Origin of the sequence: Sphingomonas sp. S-NIH.Pt15_0812 (genome assembly GCF_003951315.1) — a bacterium.
Lineage (GTDB): Bacteria > Pseudomonadota > Alphaproteobacteria > Sphingomonadales > Sphingomonadaceae > Sphingomonas.
On sequence record NZ_QLJH01000003.1, the window covers coordinates 25,407 to 51,468 of the forward strand.

Annotated in this window: 19 protein-coding genes and 1 tRNA gene; 11 read left to right on the forward strand and 9 right to left on the reverse strand. The window is 69.5% G+C overall.

Annotated features, from left to right (window positions below; genetic code table 11):
* The first annotated feature begins 65 nt into the window (after positions 1-65).
* Positions 66-1,241 (forward strand): helix-turn-helix domain-containing protein, encoded by a 1,176-nt coding sequence (locus tag BRX43_RS02595; protein WP_241214723.1) that lies wholly within the window; start codon positions 66-68, stop codon positions 1,239-1,241.
* A 16-nt stretch (positions 1,242-1,257) separates the two neighbouring features.
* Here BRX43_RS02595 and BRX43_RS02600 read toward each other — a convergent pair whose 3' ends face one another.
* Together BRX43_RS02600 and BRX43_RS02605 are read right to left on the reverse strand one after the other, a co-directional pair.
* Positions 1,258-1,683, reverse strand: coding sequence for a flagellar basal body protein (locus tag BRX43_RS02600; RefSeq protein ID WP_206433074.1), 426 nt, complete (start codon positions 1,681-1,683; stop codon positions 1,258-1,260).
* 3 nt (positions 1,684-1,686) lie between these two features.
* Positions 1,687-4,527 (reverse strand): hypothetical protein, encoded by a 2,841-nt coding sequence (locus tag BRX43_RS02605; RefSeq protein ID WP_125993284.1) that lies wholly within the window; start codon positions 4,525-4,527, stop codon positions 1,687-1,689.
* A 92-nt stretch (positions 4,528-4,619) separates the two neighbouring features.
* On the opposite strand from BRX43_RS02605, the gene BRX43_RS02610 reads away from it, so the two are divergent.
* From BRX43_RS02610 to BRX43_RS02650, 9 genes are all read left to right on the forward strand, one after another.
* Positions 4,620-5,654: a flagellar motor switch protein FliG gene (locus tag BRX43_RS02610; RefSeq protein WP_125993285.1), complete on the forward strand. Its 1,035-nt coding sequence runs from the start codon at positions 4,620-4,622 to the stop codon at positions 5,652-5,654.
* 4 nt (positions 5,655-5,658) lie between these two features.
* A complete protein-coding gene (locus BRX43_RS02615) occupies positions 5,659-6,342 on the forward strand; it encodes a FliH/SctL family protein (RefSeq protein ID WP_125993286.1) in 684 nt (227 codons plus the stop codon).
* Positions 6,343-6,540: 198 nt separating this feature from the next.
* The gene (gene fliF / locus BRX43_RS02620) at positions 6,541-8,094 is read left to right on the forward strand and encodes a flagellar basal-body MS-ring/collar protein FliF (protein ID WP_125993287.1); all 1,554 of its coding nucleotides are present in this window, start codon (positions 6,541-6,543) and stop codon (positions 8,092-8,094) included.
* An 11-nt stretch (positions 8,095-8,105) separates the two neighbouring features.
* A complete protein-coding gene (gene fliN, locus BRX43_RS02625; RefSeq protein WP_206433075.1) occupies positions 8,106-8,462 on the forward strand; it encodes a flagellar motor switch protein FliN in 357 nt (118 codons plus the stop codon).
* A gap of 8 nt (positions 8,463-8,470) precedes the next feature.
* Positions 8,471-9,760, forward strand: coding sequence for a sigma 54-interacting transcriptional regulator (locus tag BRX43_RS02630; RefSeq protein WP_125993288.1), 1,290 nt, complete (start codon positions 8,471-8,473; stop codon positions 9,758-9,760).
* A 14-nt stretch (positions 9,761-9,774) separates the two neighbouring features.
* Positions 9,775-11,853: a flagellar biosynthesis protein FlhA gene (flhA, locus tag BRX43_RS02635; protein WP_125993289.1), complete on the forward strand. Its 2,079-nt coding sequence runs from the start codon at positions 9,775-9,777 to the stop codon at positions 11,851-11,853.
* Positions 11,854-11,923: 70 nt separating this feature from the next.
* On the forward strand, positions 11,924-13,804 hold the full coding sequence (locus BRX43_RS02640; RefSeq protein ID WP_125993290.1) for a flagellar hook-length control protein FliK: 1,881 nt from the start codon (positions 11,924-11,926) through the stop codon (positions 13,802-13,804).
* Between the two features lie 12 nt (positions 13,805-13,816).
* Positions 13,817-14,494, forward strand: coding sequence for a flagellar hook capping FlgD N-terminal domain-containing protein (locus BRX43_RS02645; RefSeq protein WP_125993291.1), 678 nt, complete (start codon positions 13,817-13,819; stop codon positions 14,492-14,494).
* Positions 14,495-14,603: 109 nt separating this feature from the next.
* Positions 14,604-16,994 carry a hypothetical protein gene (locus BRX43_RS02650; protein ID WP_241214724.1) on the forward strand — a complete coding sequence of 797 codons (2,391 nt, stop codon included), beginning with the start codon at positions 14,604-14,606 and terminating at the stop codon, positions 16,992-16,994.
* Here BRX43_RS02650 and BRX43_RS02655 read toward each other — a convergent pair.
* The 5 genes from BRX43_RS02655 to cobS form a co-directional block, all read right to left on the reverse strand.
* Complete coding sequence (locus BRX43_RS02655) at positions 16,991-18,247, reverse strand: adenosylmethionine--8-amino-7-oxononanoate transaminase (protein ID WP_125993292.1); 1,257 nt, start codon at positions 18,245-18,247, stop codon at positions 16,991-16,993. The genes BRX43_RS02650 and BRX43_RS02655 overlap by 4 nt on opposite strands.
* Positions 18,244-18,867, reverse strand: a complete 624-nt coding sequence (bioD, locus tag BRX43_RS02660) for a dethiobiotin synthase (protein WP_125993293.1) — start codon at positions 18,865-18,867, stop codon at positions 18,244-18,246. The genes BRX43_RS02655 and bioD overlap by 4 nt, the downstream gene beginning before the upstream one ends.
* Positions 18,864-20,006 (reverse strand): 8-amino-7-oxononanoate synthase, encoded by a 1,143-nt coding sequence (locus BRX43_RS02665; RefSeq protein ID WP_206433076.1) that lies wholly within the window; start codon positions 20,004-20,006, stop codon positions 18,864-18,866. The genes bioD and BRX43_RS02665 overlap by 4 nt, the downstream gene beginning before the upstream one ends.
* A 251-nt stretch (positions 20,007-20,257) precedes the next feature.
* Complete coding sequence (gene cobT, locus BRX43_RS02670; RefSeq protein ID WP_125993295.1) at positions 20,258-22,081, reverse strand: cobaltochelatase subunit CobT; 1,824 nt, start codon at positions 22,079-22,081, stop codon at positions 20,258-20,260.
* Positions 22,082-22,090: 9 nt separating this feature from the next.
* On the reverse strand, positions 22,091-23,095 hold the full coding sequence (gene cobS / locus BRX43_RS02675; protein WP_125993466.1) for a cobaltochelatase subunit CobS: 1,005 nt from the start codon (positions 23,093-23,095) through the stop codon (positions 22,091-22,093).
* Between the two features lie 134 nt (positions 23,096-23,229).
* On the opposite strand from cobS, the gene BRX43_RS02680 reads away from it, so the two are divergent.
* A tRNA-Arg gene (locus BRX43_RS02680) sits at positions 23,230-23,306 on the forward strand.
* Positions 23,307-23,420: 114 nt separating this feature from the next.
* Here the strand turns inward: BRX43_RS02680 and BRX43_RS02685 are convergent.
* Both BRX43_RS02685 and BRX43_RS02690 read right to left on the reverse strand, forming a co-directional pair.
* A complete protein-coding gene (locus BRX43_RS02685; RefSeq protein WP_125993296.1) occupies positions 23,421-24,653 on the reverse strand; it encodes a glycoside hydrolase family 27 protein in 1,233 nt (410 codons plus the stop codon).
* Complete coding sequence (locus tag BRX43_RS02690) at positions 24,650-25,984, reverse strand: cellulase family glycosylhydrolase (RefSeq protein ID WP_125993297.1); 1,335 nt, start codon at positions 25,982-25,984, stop codon at positions 24,650-24,652. Before BRX43_RS02690 ends, BRX43_RS02685 begins: the two co-directional genes overlap by 4 nt.
* Between the last annotated feature and the right edge of the window lie 78 nt (positions 25,985-26,062).

The following is a 26,062-nucleotide window of genomic DNA, read 5'->3' on the forward strand; positions in this document are numbered from 1 at the left end:
CGTCGTTCATCCGATATGCAGGTTCGGCAAGGGACAGAGCGCCCGTCTGAGCTTGGGAAGTAGGAATGAATCCTGACCGCTCGGCCCTTGAGGTCGATGTACCGTTGCGTCGCCGTCGCACCCGTCGCGGCGACCCCATGGTCGCGGCCGGGCCGCCGGGCAGCATCCCCGTCGATCGCTTCCGCAACGTCGTCTTCCCCAATCGCATCCGCGAACGGCGGATGGAGCGGGGCCAGCTCAAGCTGCTGCCCTTCGCCGCGTCGCTGCGCGACATTCCCTATATCCGCCTGTCGAAGATCGAGCGGGGCGAGGTGTTCGCGCGGGCCGACGAGCTGGTGCGGATCGCCGCCGCGCTGGATGTCGCGCCGGTCGACCTGCTGCTCGACATGGACGCCCCCGATTTCGATATCGAACGCTGGTACGCACCCTTCGCCGAAGGCGCCGCGAGCGACGACGAGGAGGAGGCGCGGATGGCGCTGCTCCTCGCCGCGGCGATGCGCCACCGCCGCGCCACCGACCCGCAACTGAGCGCCCCGCTGCTCGATCGCGACTATGACATTCCGCCGGTGATCCTGTCGCGGATCGAGAATGCGCAGAAGGGACTGGATCGCTGGAATCGCCAGACGATCGACTCGCTGTGCCGCCTGTTCGACGTCGCCGATGATGCAGCCTTGCGGAAACAGCTCGTCAGCTGGCACGAACAGGGCGTGCTCGAGCCCTATCTGGCGTCGATCGGCGGCCCGCAGCGCCGCCACGACCGCAGTCGCCAGCGCATCGCCGGGTTGCGCCAGGATTTGGTGCGCCTGGCGGGTGGCGAGGCCGACGCCTTTCCGGTCGATGCCGCGCCCAGCCAGATGCCGATGCCGGTTTCGCCGGTCCAGCGGATGGTGCCGCTGTTCGGCGCGCCGCTGGCCGACGGGCTGATCGCGATGACGCCGACGGGGATGCGGGTGGAATGCCCCGCCATCGCCGGCCCGCGCGCCTTCGGCCTGCGCGTCTGCCGGCCGACCCTGGGCGGCGGCCTGCCCGGACAGTCGGTGGTGATCGTCGATCCCGACCGCTATCCGCAAGCCGGCGGCCTGGCCCTGATCGAGGTCGAGGGCGGTTTTCGCCTGGTGTCGGTCGCGCTCGACCGGCACGGCGCGATGAAGGGATACAGCGTCCTGCCCGAGACGGAGATCGCGCTCGACCCGCTGCCGACCGGCCATGTCGCCGGCGTCGTGGCGGCGCTGTTCGTCTGACGGTGGCCGGCGGGGATCAGCCCCCGCTCTTGCCGATCGCCGTGCGCAGCAGGCCCTGCTGCTTGCGATAGAGGCTGGTCATCGCGGCGAAGTCGGACTGGATACGGCCCATCTTGAGCAGCTGGTCCTCCAGCGTCACATTGTTGCCGTCGGGCTTGGTCTCGCTCACGTCATGATCGACGATCACCGCGCCGCTGCCGCGCAGCGGCCGTGCGCCCAGCGCGCTCATGCCGGCGGTCAGCGCGACCTGCGGCCGCGCGATCGTCGCCGGGCCCGAATGCACGTCGAGCAGCGCCGAGAAATCGGGCGCGACCACGTCCTGCGCCTTGTAGCCGGGCGTCTCCGAATTGGCGATGTTCTGCGCGACCACCTTCTGCCGCTCGGCCAGATGCCGCATCTCGCGCGCGATGCCGGAGAGGATGGGGGGAATGCCGTCGGCCATGGGTCAGAATCCGAAAGAGGTGGAGGAGCCGGCGCCGAGACGATCGAGCGCGGCCTGGTAGCTGGCGGTCTGCGCATTGTAGCGCGCGACGGCGGCGGCATCGCCGCCGCCCTTGTTTTTCGGTGGGTCGGCCCGTGCCGCCTTGGCATCGTCCCAATAGAGCGATCGATAGGCCGACTGGCTGTAGGAAACCGCCTGTTCCATGCGGGCCAACGCGATCTTGGCGTCACTCCTGCTCGCCAGCGACAGGCTGTCGGACAGATCCAGGCCGAAGCTGCCGCCAGGCGTGACCAACGGCGCACCCTTGCTCGCGGTCGCGGGTGCCGAAATACGCCGAGCCTCCAGGCCCAGCTTGCTCAGCGCATCCCGGCCGGTCGCGCCCGCGATCAATTCGATTTCCTGGCCCGGCTGCGCAGCGATCCGAAGCCCCCGCCCCTTGTCGGCATAGCTCATGCTCACGGTGGCGTAGCGGCTGCCGGTGGCCTTGCGCACCTTGTCCGTCAAGGTGTTGAGCGTGTCATTCTCCTCGATCGTGATCGTCTTGGCATATCCGCCATTGACCTTGATCTTGAAGCTGTCGCCCGGGCGCAGATCGGTCTGCGCCTCCAGCTTGGTCGAGTCCGTTGGAGTAAGGGTGCCACGATACAGGCCGAGCGCGGAGAGCGCCGTCGATCCCCCCTTCGCCGCCGAGACGATCACCGGTTCATAGCTGCCGTCCTTGCGACCGAACTGGCGGGTCATGCCGATCGCGCCGGTGCCCGAATCGATTCGCGCGACAAAGGCGTCGAGCATGCCGGTCCGCGTGCCGTCCAGGTTGCCGTTGGTTCGGCCGCCGACATAGAAGTCACCGTTCATGAACCTGACGCTGTCGATCTGGTCGTCGCCGCTTGTGGCCAGATAGGTCGTCGTCGCGCCGGTCAGATCACTGGCCACCCGGGTCAGGAAGCCGTCCCGACCACCGGCTGTTTGGTTCACCTTGTCGCCCGTGATCGCCGCGGAAGTGGCACCGACGACCGCGATCGTGCCGTCGCTGGCGACCGCCAGCGACCGGGCATCGGCAGTGCCCAGATCCAAGCTCGCCTGATCGGTGGCGATGGCTTGCGCCTTCATGCTGTGCAGCTTGGCGTGTCCGGCTTCGTTGGTCAGCGCGACGAGGGAGCCGTTCGCGCCGAACGCCAAGGCCCGCACCGTCCCGCTTCCAGTCGTCCCGATGGTTCGGCGCGCCTGCTCCTTCCCGGCTGCGGACAGGGTCACGACGAACGCATCCCCCTTTGCACCGCTCCGGCCTCCGACCGCGATCGTACCGTCCGCCGCGACGGCAAGCGCGTTCGCGACATCCGTACCCGAAGACTTAATCAGCGTTTCGAACTGGCTGTCCCCCATCGCGTCGAAGCGGGTGACCAGCATGTCGCCATCGCTGGTGGTGGAGTCGATGCCGCCGGTCACCGTCGCGGCCACCACGATCCCGCCATCCGGCGCCAGCGAGACGGCCGCGCCCTTTGCCGACCCAGCAGTGCCCAGCGTCCGCTGCCACAACATCTTGCCCTCGCTGCTGACCTTGGTCAGCACCATATCGTCCTGGCCGTCCGAGCGGTTCGCTCCCAGATCCCCGGCGGTGGTACCGACGATGTAGCTGTTGCCCTCGCCATCGGTCACCATCGATGCCACGGACAGCCCCGCCATCACCGTGGGGTCCGCCTTGCTCTTGGTCTTGCTCGTATCGCTGTCCTGCTTGAACTGCGCCTTCTCGGTCGCGATGCGATCGACCGCGGTCAGGGTCGACAGCGTCTTGCGCGCCAGGTCGCCATCGGCCCGGTCGAAACGCGTGATCGCCGTCGCGATCGCGCTGGTCGTGGAGACATAGCTTTTCGGTTTGCCGTCGGAGCCGATACTCGAGTCGAAGCTCGACTCGCTGTAACCGGCCGCCACCATGATGGCATCGTCGCCACCGACCTGGTCGATCGACACGGATTCCGTACCGCCGCGCTGGATCTGCAAGGCGTAGCGGCCGGTCTCCTCCTGCGCGCTCTTGATATTGGAGTCCTTGGTCGATGGCGGCGGCGTATATTGGAGCGAGAATCGCGTCGAATAGCGCGGCACGGGCTTGCCATCGCCGTCCAGGACGACGGACCCATCCGCATTCTTCTTGGACAGGGTGGCGATCGCATCATTGGCCGCCTTCGCCACCCCGGACAGGGTGGGCGGCTGGGTGACGGTCGACAGATCGATCGTTACCGTGTCGCTCACCCCGTAATCCTTGAGCGTGATCGTGAACTTTTCTTTCCCGGTCAGCCCCGAGAGGGCAGCGGTAGAGGAATTCGCGACCTGTTCACCGACGATCGCGCCCATCGACTGGGACGATGAGGTGGCCACGCCGACCGTCTGCACCTGGCGGGCGACGCGGCCATAGGCCAGGTCGACCTTGTCCGATGGCGCACTCGCCAGATACTTCTTCAAGTCCGTCAATCCTTTGGCAAAGGCCTTTTGCAGGCTTTGCCGTTCGATGTCGGTCACGCCCGGTTTGGCGGCAGCATCGGCGAGCAGGCGCAATCGGTCGGTCGCCTTATAGGCGGCGAATACCGTCTTCACATCGTCCGAAAGGCCGGCGGTGAGGCCGCTGGGCTTGTCGATGATGGAGTACATCGACTTGATCTGCGACACTTGCGCGCTCACCGGCACGGTCGACGCCTTTTCCTTCCAAGGCGGGGTCGTTTCCTTGGTGATGAAGGCCGCCTTGGCGATGCGTTGCGCCCTGGTCTCGATCTTCGGCATCTTGAAGCTGTTGTAGATACCGGAATTTCCGGTCAGTATCCCCAGCCCGATCATTGCGCTGTTATTGGCCATGATTCTCGCCCGCCCTCGCCCCGGTCGATCCGGTCCCTCCTATAATAGGATGGTTCGCCCTTTCGGGATCGCGAACTGGTGCAATTTACGGGATGGTAACCATGACGATGCTGACCGAACCGCCGGAGCTGAAACGCTATAGCGGCATCGAGCGCGCAGCGACATTGATGCTGGTTCTCGGCAAGGATCATGGCGCGCCGATCTGGGAGAATCTGTCGGTCGAGGAGATCAAGGAGCTGTCGGCGGCGATGGCGTCGCTCGGCCGCGTGCCCGCGTCGGTCGCGGAGCATCTGCTGGGCTCCTTCGCCAATGAAGTGTCCGGCATGAACTCCCTGCACGGCTCGTTCGAGACGACCGAACGCCTGCTCGAAGGGCTGCTGCCCGGCGACAAGGTGCGCGAGATCATGGAGGATATCCGCGGTCCCGCCGGCCGGACGATGTGGGACAAGCTATCCAACGTCAGCGAGACGGTGCTCGCCGGCTATCTGAAGAACGAATATCCGCAGACCGTCGCGGTCATCCTGTCCAAGCTGAAGGCGGATCACGCCGCGCGCGTGCTGAGCAAGCTGCCGCGCGACAATGCGGTCGACGTGGTGCAGCGGATGCTGCGCATGGAGACGGTGCAGAAGGACGTGCTGCTCCAGGTCGAGCATACGCTGCGCAGCGAGTTCATGAACAACCTGTCCCGCGCCCAGCGCCGCGACCCGCACGAGGCGATGGCCGAAGTGTTCAACGCGATGGACCGCTCGACCGAGGAGGCGATGCTCGGCGCGCTCGACAATGCCTCGCCCGACAGCGCCGAGCGGATCCGCTCGCTGATGTTCACCTTCGAGGATCTGGGCAAGCTGATGCCGTCCGCGATCGCCGCGATCGTCCGCGTCGCCGACAAGCGGCAGATGGCGCTGGCGCTGAAGGGCGCGCCGACTGCGATCCGCGACCTGTTCATGGGCACGATGACCGAACGCTCGGCCAAGCTGATGCGCGAGGACATGGCCGGCATGGGCCCGGTGCGCGCACGCGACTGCGAGGAAGCGCAGAACGGCCTCGTCCGCCTCGCCAAGCAGCTCGCCGATACGGGCGAGATCATGCTGAACGATCCCAAGAACGACGACGCGATGATCGCCTGACGCCATGGACCATAGTTTCCACATCCGCCCCTTTGCCTTCGAACGCGTGTTCGAGGCGAGCCCCACGCCCGGCGCCGGCAACGACAGCCTGTCGGCGGACGAACTCCGCCTGCGCGTCGCGGTGCTCGAGGCCGATCTGGTCGTCGCGCGTCAGGACCGCGAGTCGGCGCTGACCGATGCGCGCGGCGAGGCCTATGAGGCCGGTCGCGCCGCCGCCCGGCTGGAGCGCGAGGCCGCCCTGCTCGCCGCCGTCGATGCGCTCCACGCCACGGTCGAGGAGATCGAGGGCGAACTCACCGCCATCGCCGATCGCTGCACGCGAGAAGCGGCCGAGGTCGCCCATGCCGCCGCCGAGATGCTCGCCGCGCGCGCACTCACCGAGGCTCCCGGCGCGGCGATCGACGCCGCGATCGGCCGCGTGCTGCAACAGGTGCAGCGCGGGCAGGAGATCCAGGTCTCGGTCGCGCCGAGCCTGGTCGAGGAGATCGAGCGGCTGATCGCGGTGCGCCAGGCTGGCGATCGCCGCCGGCTGGCGCTGACCGTGGTCGGCGACACGACGCTGGCCGAGGGCGACGCGCATATCCACTGGGATCGCGGCGGCGTGGTGCTGGACGGCGCGGCGCGGGCCGAGGCCGTGCGCCAGGCGCTGGCCGGCCTGTTGTCGGGACCGCCGCCGCAGGACAGCTGATCGCGCCCCAGCCCTCTTCCTTTCTTCGAGGCCCGCGGATCGTCGGCGATCCGCGGGCCTCGTCGCATCCGGCTACCCGGCAGCCCCTGCCCACCGGCCATTCCGTCACGGCAAGTTTTTCCGCCCGGCACAAACTGCCGACCCGCCGCCCGCCTATAATGAACCCAGCAATTGGCACCGGCTCGGACAGGACGGATCTTGGATCAAGTCAGAACATTTTGGACCCAGATCGGACGCCAGCGCCTCCTGATGATGGGAGGGGTCGCCGCAGCGATGCTTGCGGTGCTGGCCATGGTCGCACTGCGTGGCGGCGACGAACGCATGGGATTCCTGTACACCGACCTGGACCCGTCATCGGCCCAGGGCATCGCGGAAAAGCTTAAAGGACAAAGCATCCCCTTCCAGCTGTCGGCCGACGGCACGTCGATCATGGCACCGGAGAGCAAGCTCGCAGAGCTGCGCATGGCGATGGCCGGCGACAAGCTGGGCGGCAAGATCGGCTATGAGGTGCTGGACCAGGAGGAGCCGTTCGGCGTCTCCGCCAGCCGCGCCAAGCTGAACGAGACGCGGGCGATCGAGGGCGAGCTGTCGCGCTCGATCCAGACGCTCCAGGACGTCACCGCGGCGCGCGTCCATATCGTGATGCCCGAGCGGGCGATGTTCGCGACCAGCGCGACCAAGGCCACCGCCGCCGTCACCGTGAAGACGCGCGGCCGCCTGCCGGCCGAGGCGGTGCAGTCGATCCGCTATCTCGTCTCCTCCTCCGTCCCCGAACTCTCGCCCGAGGCGGTGTCGATCGTCGACCAGTCGGGCGCCCTGCTCGCCCGCGCCGGCGACGCCGCGACCGGCGGCGGCGGCACCGCCGACGAGCGCCAGGCGCAGGTCGAGGGCCGGATGCGCGACGAGATCGAGGCCTTGCTGTCGCCGATCGTCGGCCAGGGCAAGGTCCGCGCCGAGGTGTCGGCCGAGATCGACCGCGACCAGACGCAGGAGGAATCCGAGGTCTATGATCCGGACAAGCAGGTCGTGGCCCATGTCGTGACCGTGGCGGGCAAGGACCAGTCGAACGAGACCAACGCCGCCCCGCCGGTCGCCAGCGTCTCCACCCAGCTGCCCGACGCACAGGGCAAGACCGGCGACGGCAACGGCAAGACCGAGGCGCACGACCAGACGTCCGAGGACACCACCTATTTGAACAGCAAGACGCACAGCGTCGTCACCCGGGGTCCGGGCCGGATCAAGCGCCTGACCGTCGCGGTGATGGTCGATGGCGGCGCCAAGGGTCTGCCCGCGCCGCAGGTGCAGCGGCTGACGCGGCTGGTCGAGAATGCGGTCGGCGCGGATACGCAGCGCGGCGACAGCGTCGTCATCGAAAGCATGGCCTTCGCCGCCGACGATACGCTGAAGGACGATGGTCCGGGCCTGTTGTCGAAGCTGCCGATCGACATGCTCGCCGGGTTCGGCAAGCTGGTGCTGATCGCCGCGGTCGGCCTGGTCGCGATGAAGATGATCCGCGCGCCCGGCGCCGACAAGGACGCCGCCGCCGAGGCCGCCGCGCTCGCCGGACCTGACGGCGAAGACGGCGCCGCGCTCCCGGCCGGTGCGGACGTTCCCCGCCTGCCCGGTGCGGATGTCAGCGTCGCCCAAATCGATGGCGATGTGAAGGTCGCCTCCCTCCAACGCGTCGGCGATGCCGTCGGCGCCTCTCCCCCCGAAGCCGCCGCGGTGATCCGCCAGTGGATGAACGCGTGATGGAGCCCGCAATGACCGATACGACCGACATGACCGACAACAACGCGATGGTCGCCGATCCGTCGGCGCAGGACTTTCTGGAAAATCTGGAGGATCTGGGTCAGGCCTCGGCCGAGAGCGACCTGGCCGACGGGCTGGAGGCGGTGCACGACGTGCCCGTCCGGGTGCAGGCGGTGCTGGGCCGCTCGCGGATGCCGATCGGCGAGTTGCTGCGGCTCCAGACCGGCATGGTGATCGAGCTGGACCGCAAGGTCGGCGAGCCGGTCGACATCTTCGTCAACGATCGCCTGATCGCCCGCGGCGAGGTGGTGCTGATCGACGAATCCCTGGGCGTGACGCTCACCGAAATCGTGCAATCCGAAAAGTGAGCCACAGCATGGACCCGCATGAAATCCGCATCCTGCTGATCGGTCGCCCGGCGAGCGAACTGGACCGCGCCGCCGCGCTGGCCGCCCAGGCGGGGGCCGTGGTGGTGGTCGCGCATGACGAGACCTCGGCCATGACGACGATGCGCCGGGCGCATGTCGCGCTGGTCATGATCGACGTCGCGCTGGATGTCGCCGGCTTCATCGCCGGGCTTCGCGCCGAGCGGTTCGCGGTACCGGTGCTGGCCTGCGGCATCGATGCGCCCGCCGCGCTGGCGGTGGCGGCGATCCGCGCTGGGGCCGACGACTATGTCCCCTTGCCGCCGGAGCTGGCGATGATCGCCGCCGCATTGGCCGCCGCCGCCGAGCGGCCGGGATCGACGATCATCGGGCAGGACGCGGCGCTGCGCCGCGCCGTCGACTTCGCCGCGTCGATCGCGGCGGCGCGGATGCCGGTGCTGCTGACCGGCCCGGTCGGCGCGGGCAAGGCGCTGCTCGCCCGCAGCATCCATGCGCAGTCCGGGCGGCAGGGCCCGATGCTGACGGTCGAATGCGCGGGCGTGCCGGCCGATGTGCTCGAATCCGATCTGTTCGGCCACCGGGCCGGCGCCTTTCCGGAAGCGGTCGCGGATCGCTGCGGCAAGCTGGACGAGGCGCGGGGCGGCACGCTGTTCCTGCGCGACATCGACTGGCTGCCCGCCGGCCTGCAGGCCCGGCTGGCCATGGCGCTGGCCGCCGCGCCGTCGACCCGGCTGGTCGCCTCCACCACCGCCGACCTGGCGGCGCGCGTGCACGACGGCCGGTTCCGCGCCGATCTGGCCGCCCGGCTGGATGCGGCACGCATCGCGCTGCCGCCGCTGGTCGAGCGCCTGCCCGACATCCCGCTCCTCGCCCATCATTTCGCCGCGCGTGTCGCGGCGACCGAAGGACTGCCGATGCGCCCCCTGACCGAAGATGCGCTGTCGCTGCTGGCCGGCCATGGCTGGCCCGGCAATGTCGGCGAGCTGGAGAATGTCGTCCGTCGCGCCGCCGTGCTGGCCCGCGACGAGCGGATCGGCGCGCAGGACCTGGTGCTGTCCGACGGCAGCCGCCTGTCGCCCGCGACCGACGCCAATGACGGCATCGACCCGCTGGTCGGCCGCACGGTCGAGGAGGTGGAGCGCGCGCTGATCCTGAAGACGCTGGAGCGCTGCCGGGGCAACCGAACCTCCGCCTCCAACATCCTCGGCATCTCGGTGCGGACGATGCGCAACAAGCTGAAGATCTTCATCGAGGCGGGCATCTCCGTCCCCGCCGCCTGACCGGACGACAGGCGATGCCCGCACTCACCAACTTCCTCCAGCGGATCGGCGCCAATCGCGACATGGCGCTCGCGATCGGCGTGGTCGCGATAATCGGGATGCTCATCCTGCCGATGCCCGGCTGGATGCTCGACCTGGGCCTGGCCCTGTCGATCACCCTGTCGGTGATGATCCTGATGACCTCGCTGTTCATCGACAAGCCGCTCCAGCTGTCGGCCTTCCCGACCATCCTGCTGATCTCGACCATGTTGCGGCTGGGCTTGAACCTCGCCTCGACCCGGCTGATCCTGGGCCATGGCCATGAGGGCGCGCATGCGGCGGGCGGCGTGATCGCGGCGTTCGGCGAGTTCCTGATCGGCGGCGAGACCGTGATCGGGCTGACGATCTTCATGATCCTGATCGTCATCAACTTCGTCGTCATCACCAAGGGCGCGGGTCGCATCGCCGAGGTCGCGGCGCGGTTCAGCCTGGACGCGATGCCCGGCAAGCAGATGGCGATCGACGCCGACCTGAACGCCGGCACGATCGACGAGACGCAGGCGCGCGAGCGCCGCAGCGAGATCGAGCAGGAAAGCGGCTTCTACGGCGCGATGGACGGCGCCTCCAAGTTCGTGAAGGGCGACGCGGTCGCCGCGCTGCTCATCACCGCGATCAACGTTCTGGTCGGGCTGGTCATGGGCGTGCTGGTCCATGGCGTGCCGCTGGGCGAGGCGTTCCACACCTATACGCTGCTGACCGTCGGCGACGGGCTGGTCAGCCAGATCCCGGCGCTGATCGTCTCCACCGCCGCCGGCCTGCTGGTGACCAAGGGCGGCGCGACCGGCAAGACCGGCGCGGCGCTGGGCGAGCAGCTCGGCCGCTATCCCAAGGCGTTCGGCATCGTCGCGGTGATGATGGGCGCGCTGGCGCTGATCCCCGGCCTGCCCTTCCTGCCCTTCGCGATGTTCGCCGGGCTGACCGGCTGGGCCGCGTGGAAGCTGGACAAGGATGCCAAGGCGAAGGTCGTGAGCGAGCGCCTGACCGCCGCCGCCGCCACGGACGATGCGGCGCCGGTCGAGGAACCGATCAGCCGCACGCTGGCGATCGATGCGGTGCGGATCGAGATCGGCTATGCGCTGCTGCCGATGATCAACGACGAGCAGCGCGAACCGCGGCTCGACGACCAGGTGCGCGCGCTGCGCCGCCAGATGGCCGCCGATTACGGCTTCGTGCTGCCGGCGGTGCGGATCATCGACAATCTCGCGCTCAAGCCCAATGAATATGTCGTCCATATCAAGGAGACCGAGGCGGCGCGCGGCACGATCCGGCTCGACCGGCTGCTGGTCATCAACCCCGACGACCATGGTCCGACCCTTCCGGGCGAGCCGACGCGCGAGCCGGTGTTCGGCCTGCCCGCGCTCTGGATCGATCGCGGCCTGCGCGACGAGGCGGGAATGCGCGGCCTGACCGTGGTCGATTGCGGCACGATCATCACCACCCATCTGACCGAGCTGGTGAAGGAGAATATCGCCGACCTGCTCAGCTATACCGAGACGCAGAAGCTGCTGAACGAGGTCCACAAGGATTCCGAGAAGCTGGTCGCCGACATCGTGCCGAGCAAGATCAGCGTGTCGGGCGTGCAGCGCATCCTCCAGAACCTGCTGTCCGAGGGGGTGTCGATCCGCGACATCCCGACGATCATGGAGGGGATCGCGGAGGCCGCGCCCGTCACCACCAACCTGACCCAGATCACCGAACATGTCCGCAGCCGCCTGGCCCGCCAGATTTCCGCGCAACAGGCGCGGAACGGCGTGATCCCGGTGGTGACGCTGACCGGCGAATGGGACGAGGCGTTCGCGGACAGCATCGTCGGGCATGGCGACGAGCGGCAGCTGGCGATGGCCCCGTCGCGCCTCCACGCCTTTCTGGCGGCGGTGCGCGACACGTTCGACCGGCTGGCGCAGGATGGCGAGATCCCCTGCCTGCTGACCAACCCGTCGATCCGCCCCTTCGTCCGCTCGATCATCGAGCGCGCGCGGCCGGCGACCGTCGTGCTGTCGCAGACAGAGATCCATACGCGGGCGCGCATCCGCTCGCTGGGGACGGTCGGATGACCCAATCGCCCTCCAACCTGCCCCGCTCCACCGCACATGAACCGGGCGCGTTTCGCCCCAGGAGGTCCGCATGAACGCGCTCAGCCCCTTTTCGTCGCTCATCGCCCCGCCCCCGGCAGGCCGAACCCTGGCAGGAGCCGGCCTGGTCGCACCGATCGCGACGGTGGAGGCTCCCGAGGGTTTCGCCGGCTGGCTGCCGGCGGCCGCGCCCTCGGTACAATCATCGACCTCGCCATTCGTGATGCTTGCGGGCGCCGCCATCGGAAACGGACTGACCAATGTGGCGATCGAAGCGACCCGGGCTGGCATCACGCTTCCAAGGCCCCTGTCGCCGCTCCCGTCCCGCCCGGCGCAGGGTGTGATCGACAGTCCGCCAACCGCCGTGCCGGCCGCGATCGCCGCCGTCGCGCCGGCCCCGTCTGTCATGGCCTCGACCACCGCCGTCGCGCCGGCCCCGTCTGCCATGGCCTCGACCACCGTCGTCGCGCCGGCCCCGTCCGTCTTGCCCCCGGCAGCGCCACCGGCCCCGAAGCCGATCGGCAATGCCGACACGGCCGATCTGCGATTGCCGATGGTCTCGATCACGGTGTCGCCGACAAGCGAGGCGACGACGCGCAGCTTCGTTCCGAAGACGATGCCGATCTCCGGCGCGACACCGTTTCCGTCGTGGGGGGGTGCACGACTGACCATTGTCGAGGGTGCGGCGGTTTCCGACGCCATGCCGTCGGGGGGGGGCCTTTCGCCTCCAACCGCTCCGGCTGCCGTCGATCCTGCAGCGATCACGGCGGACGCTTCGGCGCGACCGGCAGACGCGATCCCGGCGCAGCCCGTCCCGGTTGCCGCCGATGCCAAGCCTGGCACCGCCAAGGGACCGTCCAAGGTTCCGCTTACGAGCGCGGCGACCCTGCCGGAACCTATTTCAGCCGTGGCCGATCCGGCGGCGGGCCAGGCGACGACCGATAGGGTGATGGATGCGGCACCCGCCGATCCATCGTCTCCGCCTGACGCGATGGCCAGTCGCAAGGCGCGGACGGCGAAGCCGGCGGAGGACCTGTCCGCCGCGCCCCTGTCGCCCGTCCCGGTCGAGGCCGTGCCACCGCTGCCGCCGCTGCCGCCCGCTCAACCCGTGGCCGCGCCGGCACCGCAAGCCGGTGTCGCGGAGAGCGATGGCGACGGTCAGGAGCATAGCGGGCACGCCGTGGCGGGTCGTCCGGCCCCGGTTGCCCAGGCTGCCGCCGGCTCCGCGCCGGTCGCGGGTGCCGCCAGTCCGATGCCCGCCGCTGACGCCGCGACCGCGGAAGCCACCGCCGACCCGGCCGCGCCGACCGGCGATGCGAAGCCCACCGGCCGGGCGGTGGCGAGCGATCCGACGCCGCCCGAGCATGTCGCCGGCGAGGCCAGGCCCGGCGCACCGGCGCCCTCCTTCCGCATGCAGGTCGACGCGGTGCAGCAGGCGACGAAGCCCGCGCCCGCCCCGCCGGTCGTGCCGGTCGTCCAGGCCAGCCATATCGGCCACGACACCGCCGTCGCCATCGCCCGCCATGTCGCGCAGGACGGCGGCGAGACGATGACCATCCGCATCGCGCCCGCCGAACTCGGCCGGATCGAGGTGCGGCTGGCGTTCGACGATGGCGGCACGCTGCGCGCGACGGTGGCGGCCGACCAGCCCGCCTCGCTCGACCTGCTCCGCCGCGACACCGATACGCTGGTCCGCGCGCTCGGCGATGCCGGGGTGCGGGCGGATTCGGACAGCCTGCGCTTCGACACGCGGGCGGACACCGGCGGCTCGACCGGCGGCTTCGCCTCGTCCGGTCAGCCCGGCAGCGGCGGTGGCCAGGGTCGCCGCGCCCCCTTTTCCGCTGGCCCCTATGCCACGCTGACCGCCGGTGACGAGCCGGCCGCCGAAACCCGCACCGTGTCGCCGCGCGGTCGCGTCGACCTGATGGCCTGAGGAGCAATCGCCATGACCGTTACCAGCACCACCGCCGCCGCGCAGACCGGCGCCGCCACCACCTCCACCACGCTCGGCAAGCAGGCGTCGCCCGACTTCAACCTGTTCCTGAAGCTGCTGACCACCCAGGCACAGAACCAGGACCCGCTGAACCCGACCGACGCGACCCAATATACCCAGCAGCTCGCGCAATTCTCGCAGGTCGAACAGTCGCTGCAACAGACCAACACGCTGAAGGACATCCTGTCGCGGTTCAGCACGCAGGACCTGTCCTCCGCCGCCAATCTGATCGGGCGCGAGGCGACGTTCGACAGCAACACGGTCGGCCTGACCAGCAAGAACCCGGCCCGCTGGACCTATAGCAACAGCGGCATGACCGGCCCGCTGACCGCGACGATCAAGGATGCCGGCGGCCGCACCGTCTCCACCCAGACGATCGACGACGATAGCGGCACGGGCGAGGTGACCTGGACCGGCACCAAGAGCGACGGCAGCCAGGCGGCGGACGGCGCCTATACGCTGACCGTCAAGGGCCAGGACAGCGGCGGCGTGAGCGTGTCCGCGACGATCAACGCGATCGGCACGGTCGGTGACGTGCAGTCGAAGAATAATGTCGTGACGGTCGGCATCAACGGCGCGCAGCTGCCACTGTCGTCGCTGATCCGCCTCACCAGCGCCAAGACGAGCTGATTCCGGTCCGCATCGGCCCCGACGGTGCTTCTGTTTCCGCAGGAGCGCCGCCTATCGTGGCGTGGGAAGCCGTTGAGCGATGGCGGGACACGCGCCTATAGCGGCGGCCATGTTCCCGCGTCCGGTCGCCGCCCGCCTGTCGTACACCGCGCTGCTGGCGCTGGTGTCGTCGCCCGTCCTGGCGGAAACCGCCCCCTTCGACCTGCAGGGTCCCGTCCTGAAGGTGACGGTGACGCGCGGCGGCGTGACGCTGCCGATCGCGCAGGTGCCCGATCTGGCGGCGGGCGACACGCTCCACATCGCCGCCGCGCTGCCTGGCGACCAGTCCACCCATTATCTGCTGGTCGGCGGCTTCCTGCGCGGCGCGACCAATCCGCCGCCCAAGAAATGGTTCAGCAGCGCGGAGACGTGGAAGAACAAGCGCGACACGTTGACGCTGACCGTGCCCAAGGGTGCGCGCCAGGCCCTGGTGTTCCTGGCTCCGCAGACCGGTGGCGACTTCGCGACGCTGACCGGCGCGGTGCGGGGACGGCCGGGGGCGTTCGTCCGCGCGGTGCAGGATCTGAACCAGGCGGCGCTCGACCGGTCGCGGCTCGACGCATTCCTTGCCGGCATCCGGCGCGGCGACGCCGCCGGCCCCGACCGCCTCAGCACCGTATCGCCGCTGCTCGCGCGCAGCCTGGCGATCAAGTTCGACAGCGGCTGCCTGCTCAAGCAGCCCGACCTCCAGGCCGCCTGCCTGACCCAGGGCCGCGACTCGCTGGTGCTGGCGGACGGGCATAGCGCGTCGCTGGCGGAGACGCTGAGCGGCACGCCGACCGACCTGGCCTTGCAGGTCGCCGCGACGCCGCAGGGCGGATATGGCTATTACAGCCCCTATATCGGCGTGGTCCGCGACGTGGCGCGCATCCTGGGCGCGTTCCAGACCGCGCAGTTCCAATATATCCCGGCGCTCGGCCTCTATCAGGACGATCGGATCGCGCTGCTGCTCAACGCCGTGCCCTCCTTCGCCAAGCCGCAATCGGTGATGGTCGCCGCGCTGCCGCCGATCGAGACGCCGCTGCCGCCGCCGCTCCGCCTCGCCGATCCGGGCGCGACGCTGTGCGCCAGCCGCCCCGACCTGCTGCTGCCGGTGGAGGGCGCGCCACTGATCTATTCGACCGGCTATGCGCGCAACATGGCGCTGCGGCTGAAGGATCGCGGCGGCCGCGACCTGGAGATCCCGGTCGCGGCCGATCCCGAACAGGGCGGCTATGTGGTCGCCGGCAACGGCCTCGCCACCGCCGATCTGGCGGGCATGACCGAGGGCGTGCTGCACGGCGTCTGGGGCTTCACCCCGTTCGACGGCCCGCGCGTGCGGCTGGTCCGGGCGGGCCCCGCCTGGTCGGTCGCACAGGACGGATCGGCGGTGGTCGGCCGCGACAATGCGATCGAACTGACCGGCGGCGCAGGCCCTTGCGTCGCCAATGTCTCGGTCCGCCTGCCCTCGGGCGCGACCCGGACGCTGGCCTGGGATGCCGCGGGGCCGGACCGGCTGGCGGTGAAGCTGCCGCTCGCCGGCGTCGATCCGGGCACGCTGACGCTGTTCGTCCGCCAGCATGGCCAGATCGAGCCGCAGCGGCTGTCCGTACAGGCGCTGGCCGAAGCCGGGCGCGTCGACGGCTTTACCCTCCATGCCGGCGACCGAACCGGGGTGCTGACCGGCACGCGGCTCGATTCGGTGGCGACGCTCGACCTCGGCGGCACGATCTTCCGCCCGGCGGGATTGCGTCGCGTCGGCGATGCGGACGAACTAAGCCTGACCACCGACACCGCGCCGACCCTGGCGGACGGCACGAGCAGGACCGCCCGCGTCCGGCTGGTCGACGGCCGCACGCTGACGACGCGCGCGACGGTGACGGCGGCGCGGCCGGCCTATACGCTGATCGCGCGGAGTGCCGAGCGGACCGGCGCGGCCGCACCGATCCCGCTGCTGCTCGCCGGGGCCGATGCGGTGGCGCAGGATGCGCAACTCACCGTGTCGCTGCGGGCCGAGGGAACGGCGCGCCTCGCGGGCACGGAGGCGATCGAACTCGCCACCGACCAAGATCGGCCGCCGGTCCGGCTCGATGCCGGCAACGGCGCGTTCAGCCTGCAATCCGACCGGGTGGCGATCGTGACGATGCGGCCAGGCGCGCTGCTCGGCCCCACCGCCTATGGCCCGTTGCGGGTGCGCGTGGTGAAGGACGGGGTGGCGAGCGACTGGGTGCCGGTCGGCACGCTGGTCCGCCTGCCGGTGCTGACGGGTTTCGCCTGCGCCGCCGACGGACCGTGCCGGCTGACCGGCCGCGACCTGTATCTGGCCGCCGCCATCCAGGCGGGCGGCGCGAGCGTGCCGGTGCCCGATGGCTTTACCGGCAGCTCGGTCGAACTGCCCCGCCCCGCCGATGCCAGGCTGGTCGTGCAGCTTCGCGACGCGCCCGACCAGCGCGCCACCGCGACGCTGCCGCCGGCCCCCTAATCCCGGAGCGCGGCGGGGGCGTCGGCGATGGCGTCGTGCACCGCATCCAGGTCCGCATCGTCGATGCAATAGGGCGGCATGACATAGACGGTGTTGCCCAATGGCCGGACCAGCAAGTCCCGCTCCCGGAAATACCCGAGCAGGCGCGGCCCCAGGGTGGAGAGATAGCCGGGCGGCCCCTCCACCTCGATCGCCGCGATCGTGCCGAGCGCCCGCGCGCCCGCAAAGCTCGGCAGCGACGCCAGCCGCGCCAGCCGCTCCGCCTGGCGGCGCGACAGGTCGGCGATCCGCTCACGCACCGGCTCGTCGCGCCAGATCGCCAGATTGGCGGCGGCGGCGGCGCAGGCGATCGGATTGGCGGTGTAGCTGGACGAATGGAAGAACATTCGCGCCCGGTCCTCGCCATAATGGGCCTGGAAGATCGGCTCGGTCGCCATCGTCACCGCCAGCGGCACCGCGCCGCCGGTCAGCCCCTTGGACAGGCAGAGGATGTCGGGCACCACCTCCGCTTGTTCGCAGGCCAGCAGCGTGCCGGTACGGCCCCAGCCGGTCATCACCTCGTCGGCGATGAACAGCACGCCGGCGTGCGCGCAGATCGCCCGCATCTGGTGCAGGATCTGCGGCGGATAGAAGAGCATCCCGCCCGCGCCCAGCACCAGCGGCTCGACGATGAACGCCGCCACGTCGCCCGCCGCGCAGGCCCGTTCCAGCGCGTCGAGCGTCGCCTGTTCGTGCCCCTCGGCGGGATAGGGAATGGTGCCGACATCGAACAGCAGCGGTGCATAGGCGCGGTTGAACACACCGCGCGCGCCGACCGACATCGCGCCGATCGTGTCACCGTGATAGCTATGCTCCATCACCAGGATGCGATGGCGCGGCTCGCCCCGGTTGAGCCAATATCCCAGCGCCATCTTCAACGCGACCTCGACGCTGGTCGAACCGGAATCGGAGAAGAAGACGCGGGTCAGCGCGGGCGGCAGGAGCGCCAGCAGACCGCGCGCCACCGTCTCGGCCGGCGCATGCGTCCAGCCGGCGAAGATGATCTGGTCCAGCCGCTCCGCCTGTTCGCGGATCGCCGCGACGATGCGCGGATGGCCGTGCCCGTGCGTCGTCACCCACCAGGAGGAGATGGCATCGACTACCCGCCGCCCGTCCGCCGTGTGCAGCGCCGCGCCCTCGGCCCGGACCACCTGCGGGATCGGCTCGCCCAGGCCATGCTGGGTGAAGGGATGCCAGACGGGCGAGCCGCTCACCGGAAATCCTCCAGCCGGAAGTTCGCGGCGAAGGCGGTGGCGAGCGTCTCCGGCGTCAGCGGATCGAGGCGCGGCAATCGGCCCAGCCGTCGCACCCCGGCGATCGCGGTGATCGTCGCCTCGCTGTCCTCGACCGCCTCGCCGCTGAAGGCGACCCCCAGGATCGGCACGCCGCGCGTCCGCAGCGCCTCGATCGACAACAGGCTGTGGTTGATCGTGCCGAGCGCGGTGCGCGCGACCAGCACCACCGGCGCCTGCCAGCGCGCGAACAGGTCCGCATAGAGCAAGGTGCGCGTCACCGGCACCAGCACGCCGCCCGCGCCCTCCACCACCAGCGGCCCGTCGACCGCCGGCGGGATCAGGCGGGCGGGATCGATCGTCACGCCGTCGATCTCCGCCGAGCGATGCGGCGAACAGGGCGTGTGGAGGCGATAGGCCTCCGCCAAGCAATGGTCGCGCGGCACGCCCAGCCGGGTGACGCCGTCCGCGTCGCCACCCTCGTCGAGCCCGGCCTGCACCGGCTTCCAGTAGCGCGCGCCCAGCGCCCGGGTCAGCGCGGCGGCGAAGACGGTCTTGCCGATATCGGTATCGGTGCCGGTGACGACGATCGTGCGGCTCATGCCCGCGCCTCCTTCAGGACATCGGCCAGCGCCCGCACATCGTCCGCCTCGACGTTCAGCGTCAGCGAGAGGCGCAGCCGCGCAGTGCCGGCGGGCACGGTCGGTGGACGGATGCCACGAACGTCGAAGCCGGCCGCCTGCACGGCGGCGGCCAGCCGCATCGTCGCCGCATCCTCGCCGACGATCAGCGGCAGGATCTGCGACCCGCTGGCGGTGACGCCATGGGGCGCGAGCGCGACCTCGGCCCCGGCGATCAGCGCGGCGAGGCGGTCGCGCCGCTCCGGCTCGTCGGCGACGATGCGCAACGCCTCGCGCACCGCCCGCGCCATCAGCGGCGACGGCGCGGTGGAGAAGATGAAGCCGCGCCCGCGATTGACCAGACAATCACGCACCACCGCCGGCCCGCAGACCAGCGCCCCCTCGCAGCCCAGCGCCTTGCCACAGGTGTGCAGCGTGACGACGTTCGGCCGTCCCTCCAGCCCGGCGGACAGGCCGCGCCCGCCCGCGCCCCAGATACCGGTGGCATGGGCCTCGTCGACCAGCAGCATCGCGTCGTGGCGATCGGCGACGGCGGCGAGATCGGCGAGCGGCGCGCGGTCGCCCTCCATGCTGTAGAGACTCTCCACCGCGATCCAGGCGGTGCCGGTGCCGCCCGCGCGCCGCCAGTCGCGGATCGCCTCGTCAAAGCCCTGCGCATCATTATGCCCCGCCGCGACCCGATCGGCGCGGCCGAGGCGCATTCCGTCATGCGCGCTGGCATGGACCAGCGCGTCATGCACCACCAGGTCGCCGCGCTGCGGCAATGTCGCGAGAAGGGCCGCATTGGCCGCGAAGCCGGTCGGGAAATAGAGCGCCGCTTCCGTCCCGAAGAACGTCGCCGCCTCCGCCTCCAGCGCCTCATGCTCGGGATGATTGCCGCGCAGCAGGCGCGACCCACCCGATCCCACCGGCACGCCTTCGCTCAGCGCCGTCGCCACCGCGTGGCGCAGGCGGGGGGAGTCGGCCAGCCCCAGATAGTCGTTGGACGCGAAATCGACGCCGGTGCGCGGCGCCAGCCGACGCAACCGCGCCCGCTCGGCGAGACTCGCAAGGTCGGCCCGCTGCGCTGCGAGCGGGTGGGACAGAAGCTCGATCGTCATACCGCGCGCCATAGGCGCAAATGGCGGTGGAGGGGAAATACCGGGGTGCGGTTCATGCGGAAACCCGGAGAGAATGCCGACGACTTTGGACGTGGGACTTAGGAATTTCCCTGCCATCCCGGCGAAGGCCGGAATGCGGTTGGGGGACGTTGCGGCGCTATCTCCATCGTTCCGTTACTGGACCCCGGCCTCCGCCGGGGTGGAGACGAGGAAGAAAGATCGCCCCGTCCACGTCCTCCGCGGGAACCCGGTCACTTCGCGTCGAACAGCGCCGCCAATTGCTCCATGATGGTGCCGCCCAATTGCTCGGCATCCATGATCGTCACCGCGCGCTCGTAATAGCGGGTCACGTCATGGCCGATGCCGATCGCGATCAGCTCGACCGGGCTTTTCGACTCGATCCAGCCGATCACCTGGCGCAGATGCCGTTCGAGATAGCTGCCCGAATTGACCGACAGCGTCGAATCATCGACCGGCGCACCGTCGGAGATCACCATCAGGATACGCCGCTCCTCCGGCCGCGCGATCAGCCGGCCATGCGCCCAGAGCAAGGCCTCGCCGTCGATATTCTCCTTGAGCAGCCCCTCGCGCATCATCAGCCCGAGATTCTGTCGCGCGCGCCGCCACGGCTCGTCCGCCTTCTTGTAGATGATGTGGCGCAGGTCGTTCAGCCGCCCCGGTTGCGGCGGCCGCCCCGCCGCCAGCCAAGTCTCGCGCGCCTGCCCGCCCTTCCACGCACGGGTGGTGAAGCCCAGAATCTCGGTCTTCACCCCGCACCGCTCCAGCGTACGGGCCAATATGTCGGCCGAGATCGCCGCGATCGAGATCGGCCGGCCGCGCATCGAGCCGCTATTGTCGATCAGCAGCGTCACCACCGTGTCGCGGAACTCGGTGTCGCGCTCGACCTTGTAGGACAGGGACTGGCCCGGGCTGACCACGACCCGCGCCAGCCGTGCGGCATCCAGCATCCCCTCTTCCTGGTCGAAGTCCCAGCTGCGGTTCTGCTGCGCCATCAGCCGGCGTTGCAATCGGTTGGCCAGCTTCGACACCGCCGATTGCAGATGCGCGAGCTGCTGGTCAAGATAGCCGCGCAGCCGGTCCAACTCGTCCGCGTCGCACAGGTCGGTCGCGGTCACGACCTCGTCATAGTCGGTCGTCCAGGGCTTATAGTCGAATTGCGGGCTGAAATCGCTGAACGGCCGGTTGGGGCGGACGGGCTGCATCCCCTCCTCGCCCTCGTCGCCCGGATCGCCGTCGAGATCGTCGGGCGAATCCTCGCCCATCTCCTGGCCCTCGCCCTCGTCGCTGTCCGACTCGCGCTGTTCGCCGCGCGCCTCGACCTGGCCCTGGCCCTCACCGCCCTGTTCCTCGCCCTCGTCGCCATTCTCGTCCGGCGATTCGTCGCTGCCCTCGTCGTCGGACTCGCCCTCGTCCGCCTCGTCGGGCTGCTGCTCGCCCTCGACAAGCTCCAGGTCGGCGAGCATCCGCGACGCCAGTTGCTGGAAGGCGCGCTGGTCGTCGAGCGCCAGCGCCAGCGCCGACAGGTCGGACTTGGCCGCCACCCAGTCGCGGATCAGCGCCAGGCCCGGCTGCGCGATCGCCGGCGACTCGCGCCCGGTCATCGCCTCGCGCGCCAGGAGGCCGAGCGCGGTCGACAGCGGCACCTCGGCGCGCGACCGGGCGCGCGTCAACGGGTCGGAGCGCATCCGCATGTCGAGCGCAGTGTCGAGATTGGCGGCGATGCCGACATAGCCCCGGCTACCCAGCGCCTCGACCCGCGCCGTCTCCACCGCGTCGAACACCGCGCGCGCGACCGGATCGACCGGCGCGCCGCGCGCATGCAGCCCGGCATCGTGATGCCGCAGCTTCAGCGCGAAGCCATCGGCGAAGCCCCGCGCCTCCGCCACCTGTTCGGGCGGCAGGGCACGGCCGGGCATCGGCACCTTCAGATGCTTGCCCGACTGGCTCGGCGCGTCGGCGGTATAGGCCAGCTCGACGTCCGGCACCTCGGCCAGCGCGCGCGCCGTGCCGCCCAGTACCGCCTTGAACCGGTCGAGAGGGGTTTCGTTCGCCACCTTAAGCGGTCACGCCTTGGCCGCGACGCTCTCGGGCAGGTCCTTGCCGAACACGCGCTGGTAATATTCCGCGACCAGCGGCCGCTCCGCCTCGTCGCACTTGTTCAGGAAGGACAGGCGGAAGGCCAGGCCGACATCGTTGAAGATCAACGCGTTCTGCGCCCAGGTGATCACCGTGCGCGGGCTCATCACCGTCGAGATGTCGCCATTGACGAAGCCCTTGCGGGTCAGGTCGGCGACCCGGACCATGTTGTCGACCACCGCCTTGCCATCGGGCTTGTCATATTCGCCCGACTTGGCGAGCACGATCCGGGCCTCGATCGCGGCGGGCAGATAGTTGAGCGTGACGACGATGTTCCAGCGGTCCATCTGACCCTGGTTGATCTGCTGCGTGCCGTGATACAGGCCGCTGGTATCGCCCAGGCCCACCGTATTGGCGGTGGCGAACAGGCGGAACCACTTGTTCGGGCGGATCACGCGGTTCTGGTCGAGCAGCGTCAGCTTGCCCTCCGTCTCCAGCACGCGCTGGATCACGAACATCACGTCCGGCCGGCCGGCATCATATTCGTCGAAGACGAGCGCGGTCGGGGTCTGGAGCGCCCAGGGGAGCAGCCCCTCGCGGAACTCGGTCACCTGCTGTCCGTCGCGCAGCACGATGGCGTCGCGGCCGATCAGGTCGATCCGGCTGATATGCGCGTCCAGGTTGATGCGGATGCATGGCCATTTCAGCCGCGCCGCGACCTGTTCGATATGCGTCGACTTGCCGGTGCCGTGATAGCCCTGGACCATCACGCGCCGATTGTGCGCGAAGCCCGCCAGCACCGCCAGCGTGGTATCGCGGTCGAAGACATAGGCGGGGTCGAGATCGGGCACCCGCTCGTCCGCTTCGGAAAAGGCGGGGACCTCCATGTCGAGGTCGATGCCGAACATCTCGCGCACGCCGACCATCTTGTCGGGGGCGTCGAGGATGGTGGTGTCCCGGCTGTCGGGCTGTGCGTTGGGGATATCGGTCATGGCCATGGCGACAAACGCCTTAAGCCGATCGCGGCTCCCTACTCAACCGGCTGGATCATTCGTGATGCGCGGATTTTTTCCGCAACAAAGGGCTTGCGCCCCGCGCCGCCCCGGACTAGAGGGCCACCTCCCAAGCGCCCGTAGCTCAGCTGGATAGAGCATCAGACTACGAATCTGAGGGTCGGACGTTCGAATCGTTCCGGGCGCGCCATTCTCCTTCCTAGCGGTTTACGCGGAGGTGATGGCCTTGGGTCCAGGCCTTTATGACTGTCCGTCGCCATCCCCGGGTGGCAATGGATTCGCCCCCTACCCATCCATGGGCCGTTCAGGGCGCCAGCCGCACCATCACCACGCCATGCGGTTCGACCTCGGCTTCGTAGCGGCCGGACAGGCGCCCCAGATCGCGATGCGCCCACAGGTCGCGCGCCCGCAGCCGGACCGTCGCGGGCAGGCCCAGGCTGGTCCAGTCGGCGGCGATCCGCACCGGCACCTCGCCGCGATTCCACAGCAGCAGCGTGCGCCCGCCATCGGCCATCGGCTTGACCCAGACCTCCCCGGTGCCGCTCCGCATCACGCGATGCCCCTGCGCGCCCAGCGGGTCCTGATCGACGGCGATCACCTCGCGGTTGAGCAGGATGGCGCGGGTCGCATCCGACATGGCGGCGACGTCGTTGCCGGCGATCAGCGGCGCGGCCATCATCGCCCAGAGCGAGAAATGCGCGCGATATTCGGTATCGCTCAGCCCGCCATGGCCGACCTCCAGCATGTCCGGGTCGTTCCAATGGCCGGGGCCGGCAAAGGGCCAGAGCGGCTCGTTCCGGTCGACGATCGAGGCGATGCCCCAGCTATGGCCGTGCTTTCCCTCCCATTGGTCGGTGATGTCGCCGGTGGTGCGCCACAGATTGCCGATCTTCGTCGCCCAGAGCCACGGCCGGGAATTCCCCCATTCGCACAGGGAGAACAGGATCGGCCGTCCGGTCGCGCGCAGCGCATCCGCCATGGTGGCATAGGCCTCCTCGGCATTGCGAACGCCCGAGGAACACCAGTCATATTTCAGGTAATCGACGCCCCAGCGCGCATATTGCAGCGCGTCCTGATATTCATGCCCCTGGCTGCCCGGCCGGCCGCCGCAGGTCCTGGTGCCCGCGTCGGAATAGATGCCGAACTTCAGCCCCCTGGCATGGATATGCTCGCCCAGCGCTTTCAACCCGCCGGGAAAGCGCTGGCGATCCTCGGTGATGAAGCCATTGGCGTCGCGCGTGCCGTGCCAGCAATCGTCGATGACGATATAGGCATAGCCCGCCGCCTTCATGCCGTTCGCCGCGATCGCATCGGCGGTACGGCGGATCACCGCCTCGTTCACGTTGCACCCGAACGTGTTCCAGCTGTTCCAGCCCATGGGCGGGGTCTGGGCCAGGCCGTTGGCGGTGCGCTTCGGGTCCTGGGACGGCGCCAAGAGATTGGGGTCGGCGTCCAGCACCTCCTGCGCCGGCGCGGGGGCCGCCGCTTGGAGCAGCAGGCCGGCCAGGGTCAGGCGGGACAGGACGGCGCGGATCATGTCCGCGCCCCTGGCAACCGCGCGATGGCGGCGGCATGATCGGCGACGATGCGGACCGTCGTGTCGCCGGTGAAGATGCCGTACCAGCCCTGCGGCTCGTGCGGGGGGTCGCCCATATAGTGGCGGTCGCCGTCGCGGAACCGGTAATCGGGGTGCTCCGCCCGCGCCTCGCCGTTCCAGGCCCAGAAATTGGTGCCCGCGATCGGCCCGCCTTCGCCCATGTCGCGCAACGCCGCCGCATAGATCAGCCGGTAGAACCGGTCCTTATAGCCGGTCGCGACCCGGGGATCGTTGCTGCCCCCGTCGCGCGGATAGCCGAATTCCTCGATCACCAGCGGCTTGTCGAGTTGCCGGGCAAGCGCGACATGCCGGGCGATATATTCCTCGGTCAGCGTCTCGCCGCGCGGATAGGTGTTGGCGAGGTCGGTCTGCTTCACCCAGTCCCAATTGTTGGGCCAGATATGCGCGGTGAGATAGTCGATCTCCGCCAGGCCATGTTCGGCGAGCAGGATGTCGGGCCGCTCCAGCGTGCCCTTCAGCCCCTCCGACCCGGTGCAGACCAGATGGTTGGGATCGAGCGACTTGACCAGCCGGGCGCTGTCGCGGACCCAGAGGGTGAACTGCTCGACATCGGCATGATCCGCGTCGCCCGCCGGGCGCGGCTCGTTGGCGAGCTGCCATGCCATGATCGTCGGATCATCCGCATAGCGCCGGCCGGTCGCGCTGCTGGTCCGCGACACCAAGGTGCGGATCCAGTCGCGATACAGGCCGGTCGCGCGCGCATCGCCATAGAATTGCGCATTGAAATTGGCGAAGGCCGGCCAGGGATGCGCCGGGTCGTTCATGTCCAGATAGCGACCGCCATTGACGTAGGACAAATAGGTCATCATCCCACCCGACCATTCCCAGAAATTGGTCAGGTACAGCACGGCGCGCATGTCGCGCTTCGCCATCTCCGCCAGCGCATGATCCAGCCCGGCGAGCAGCGTCGCGTTGGTCGTGGTGGCGGTGCGGAAGCCCGGCTTGATCGCGTTGCGCAGCGGTCCTTCCTCGGCGGAGGCGAGGATGCGCAGATTGGTGACGCCCATGGCTTTCAGGGCGTCCAGCTCGCGCCCTAGCCGTGCGCGGTCGCCATAGGGCGCGTCGGCCCCCAGATAGGCGGCATACCACATGTTCGCGCCGACAAAGCGATAGGGCCGGTCGCCGACCATCAGGCGCATCCCCTCGCGCCGGACGAAGCCGGGCGACGCGGCGGCCGGTGCGGCCGGCATGGTGGCGCATCCCGCCAACAGCGTGGCGGCTCCCAGAAACCCACGACGATCCATGCTCATATCCGCCCCTCTCCCGCCTGATGAGCGACGGGCATAACCGCGGCGTCCTTCATTGGCTCGCGGTATTTGCAGGATAAG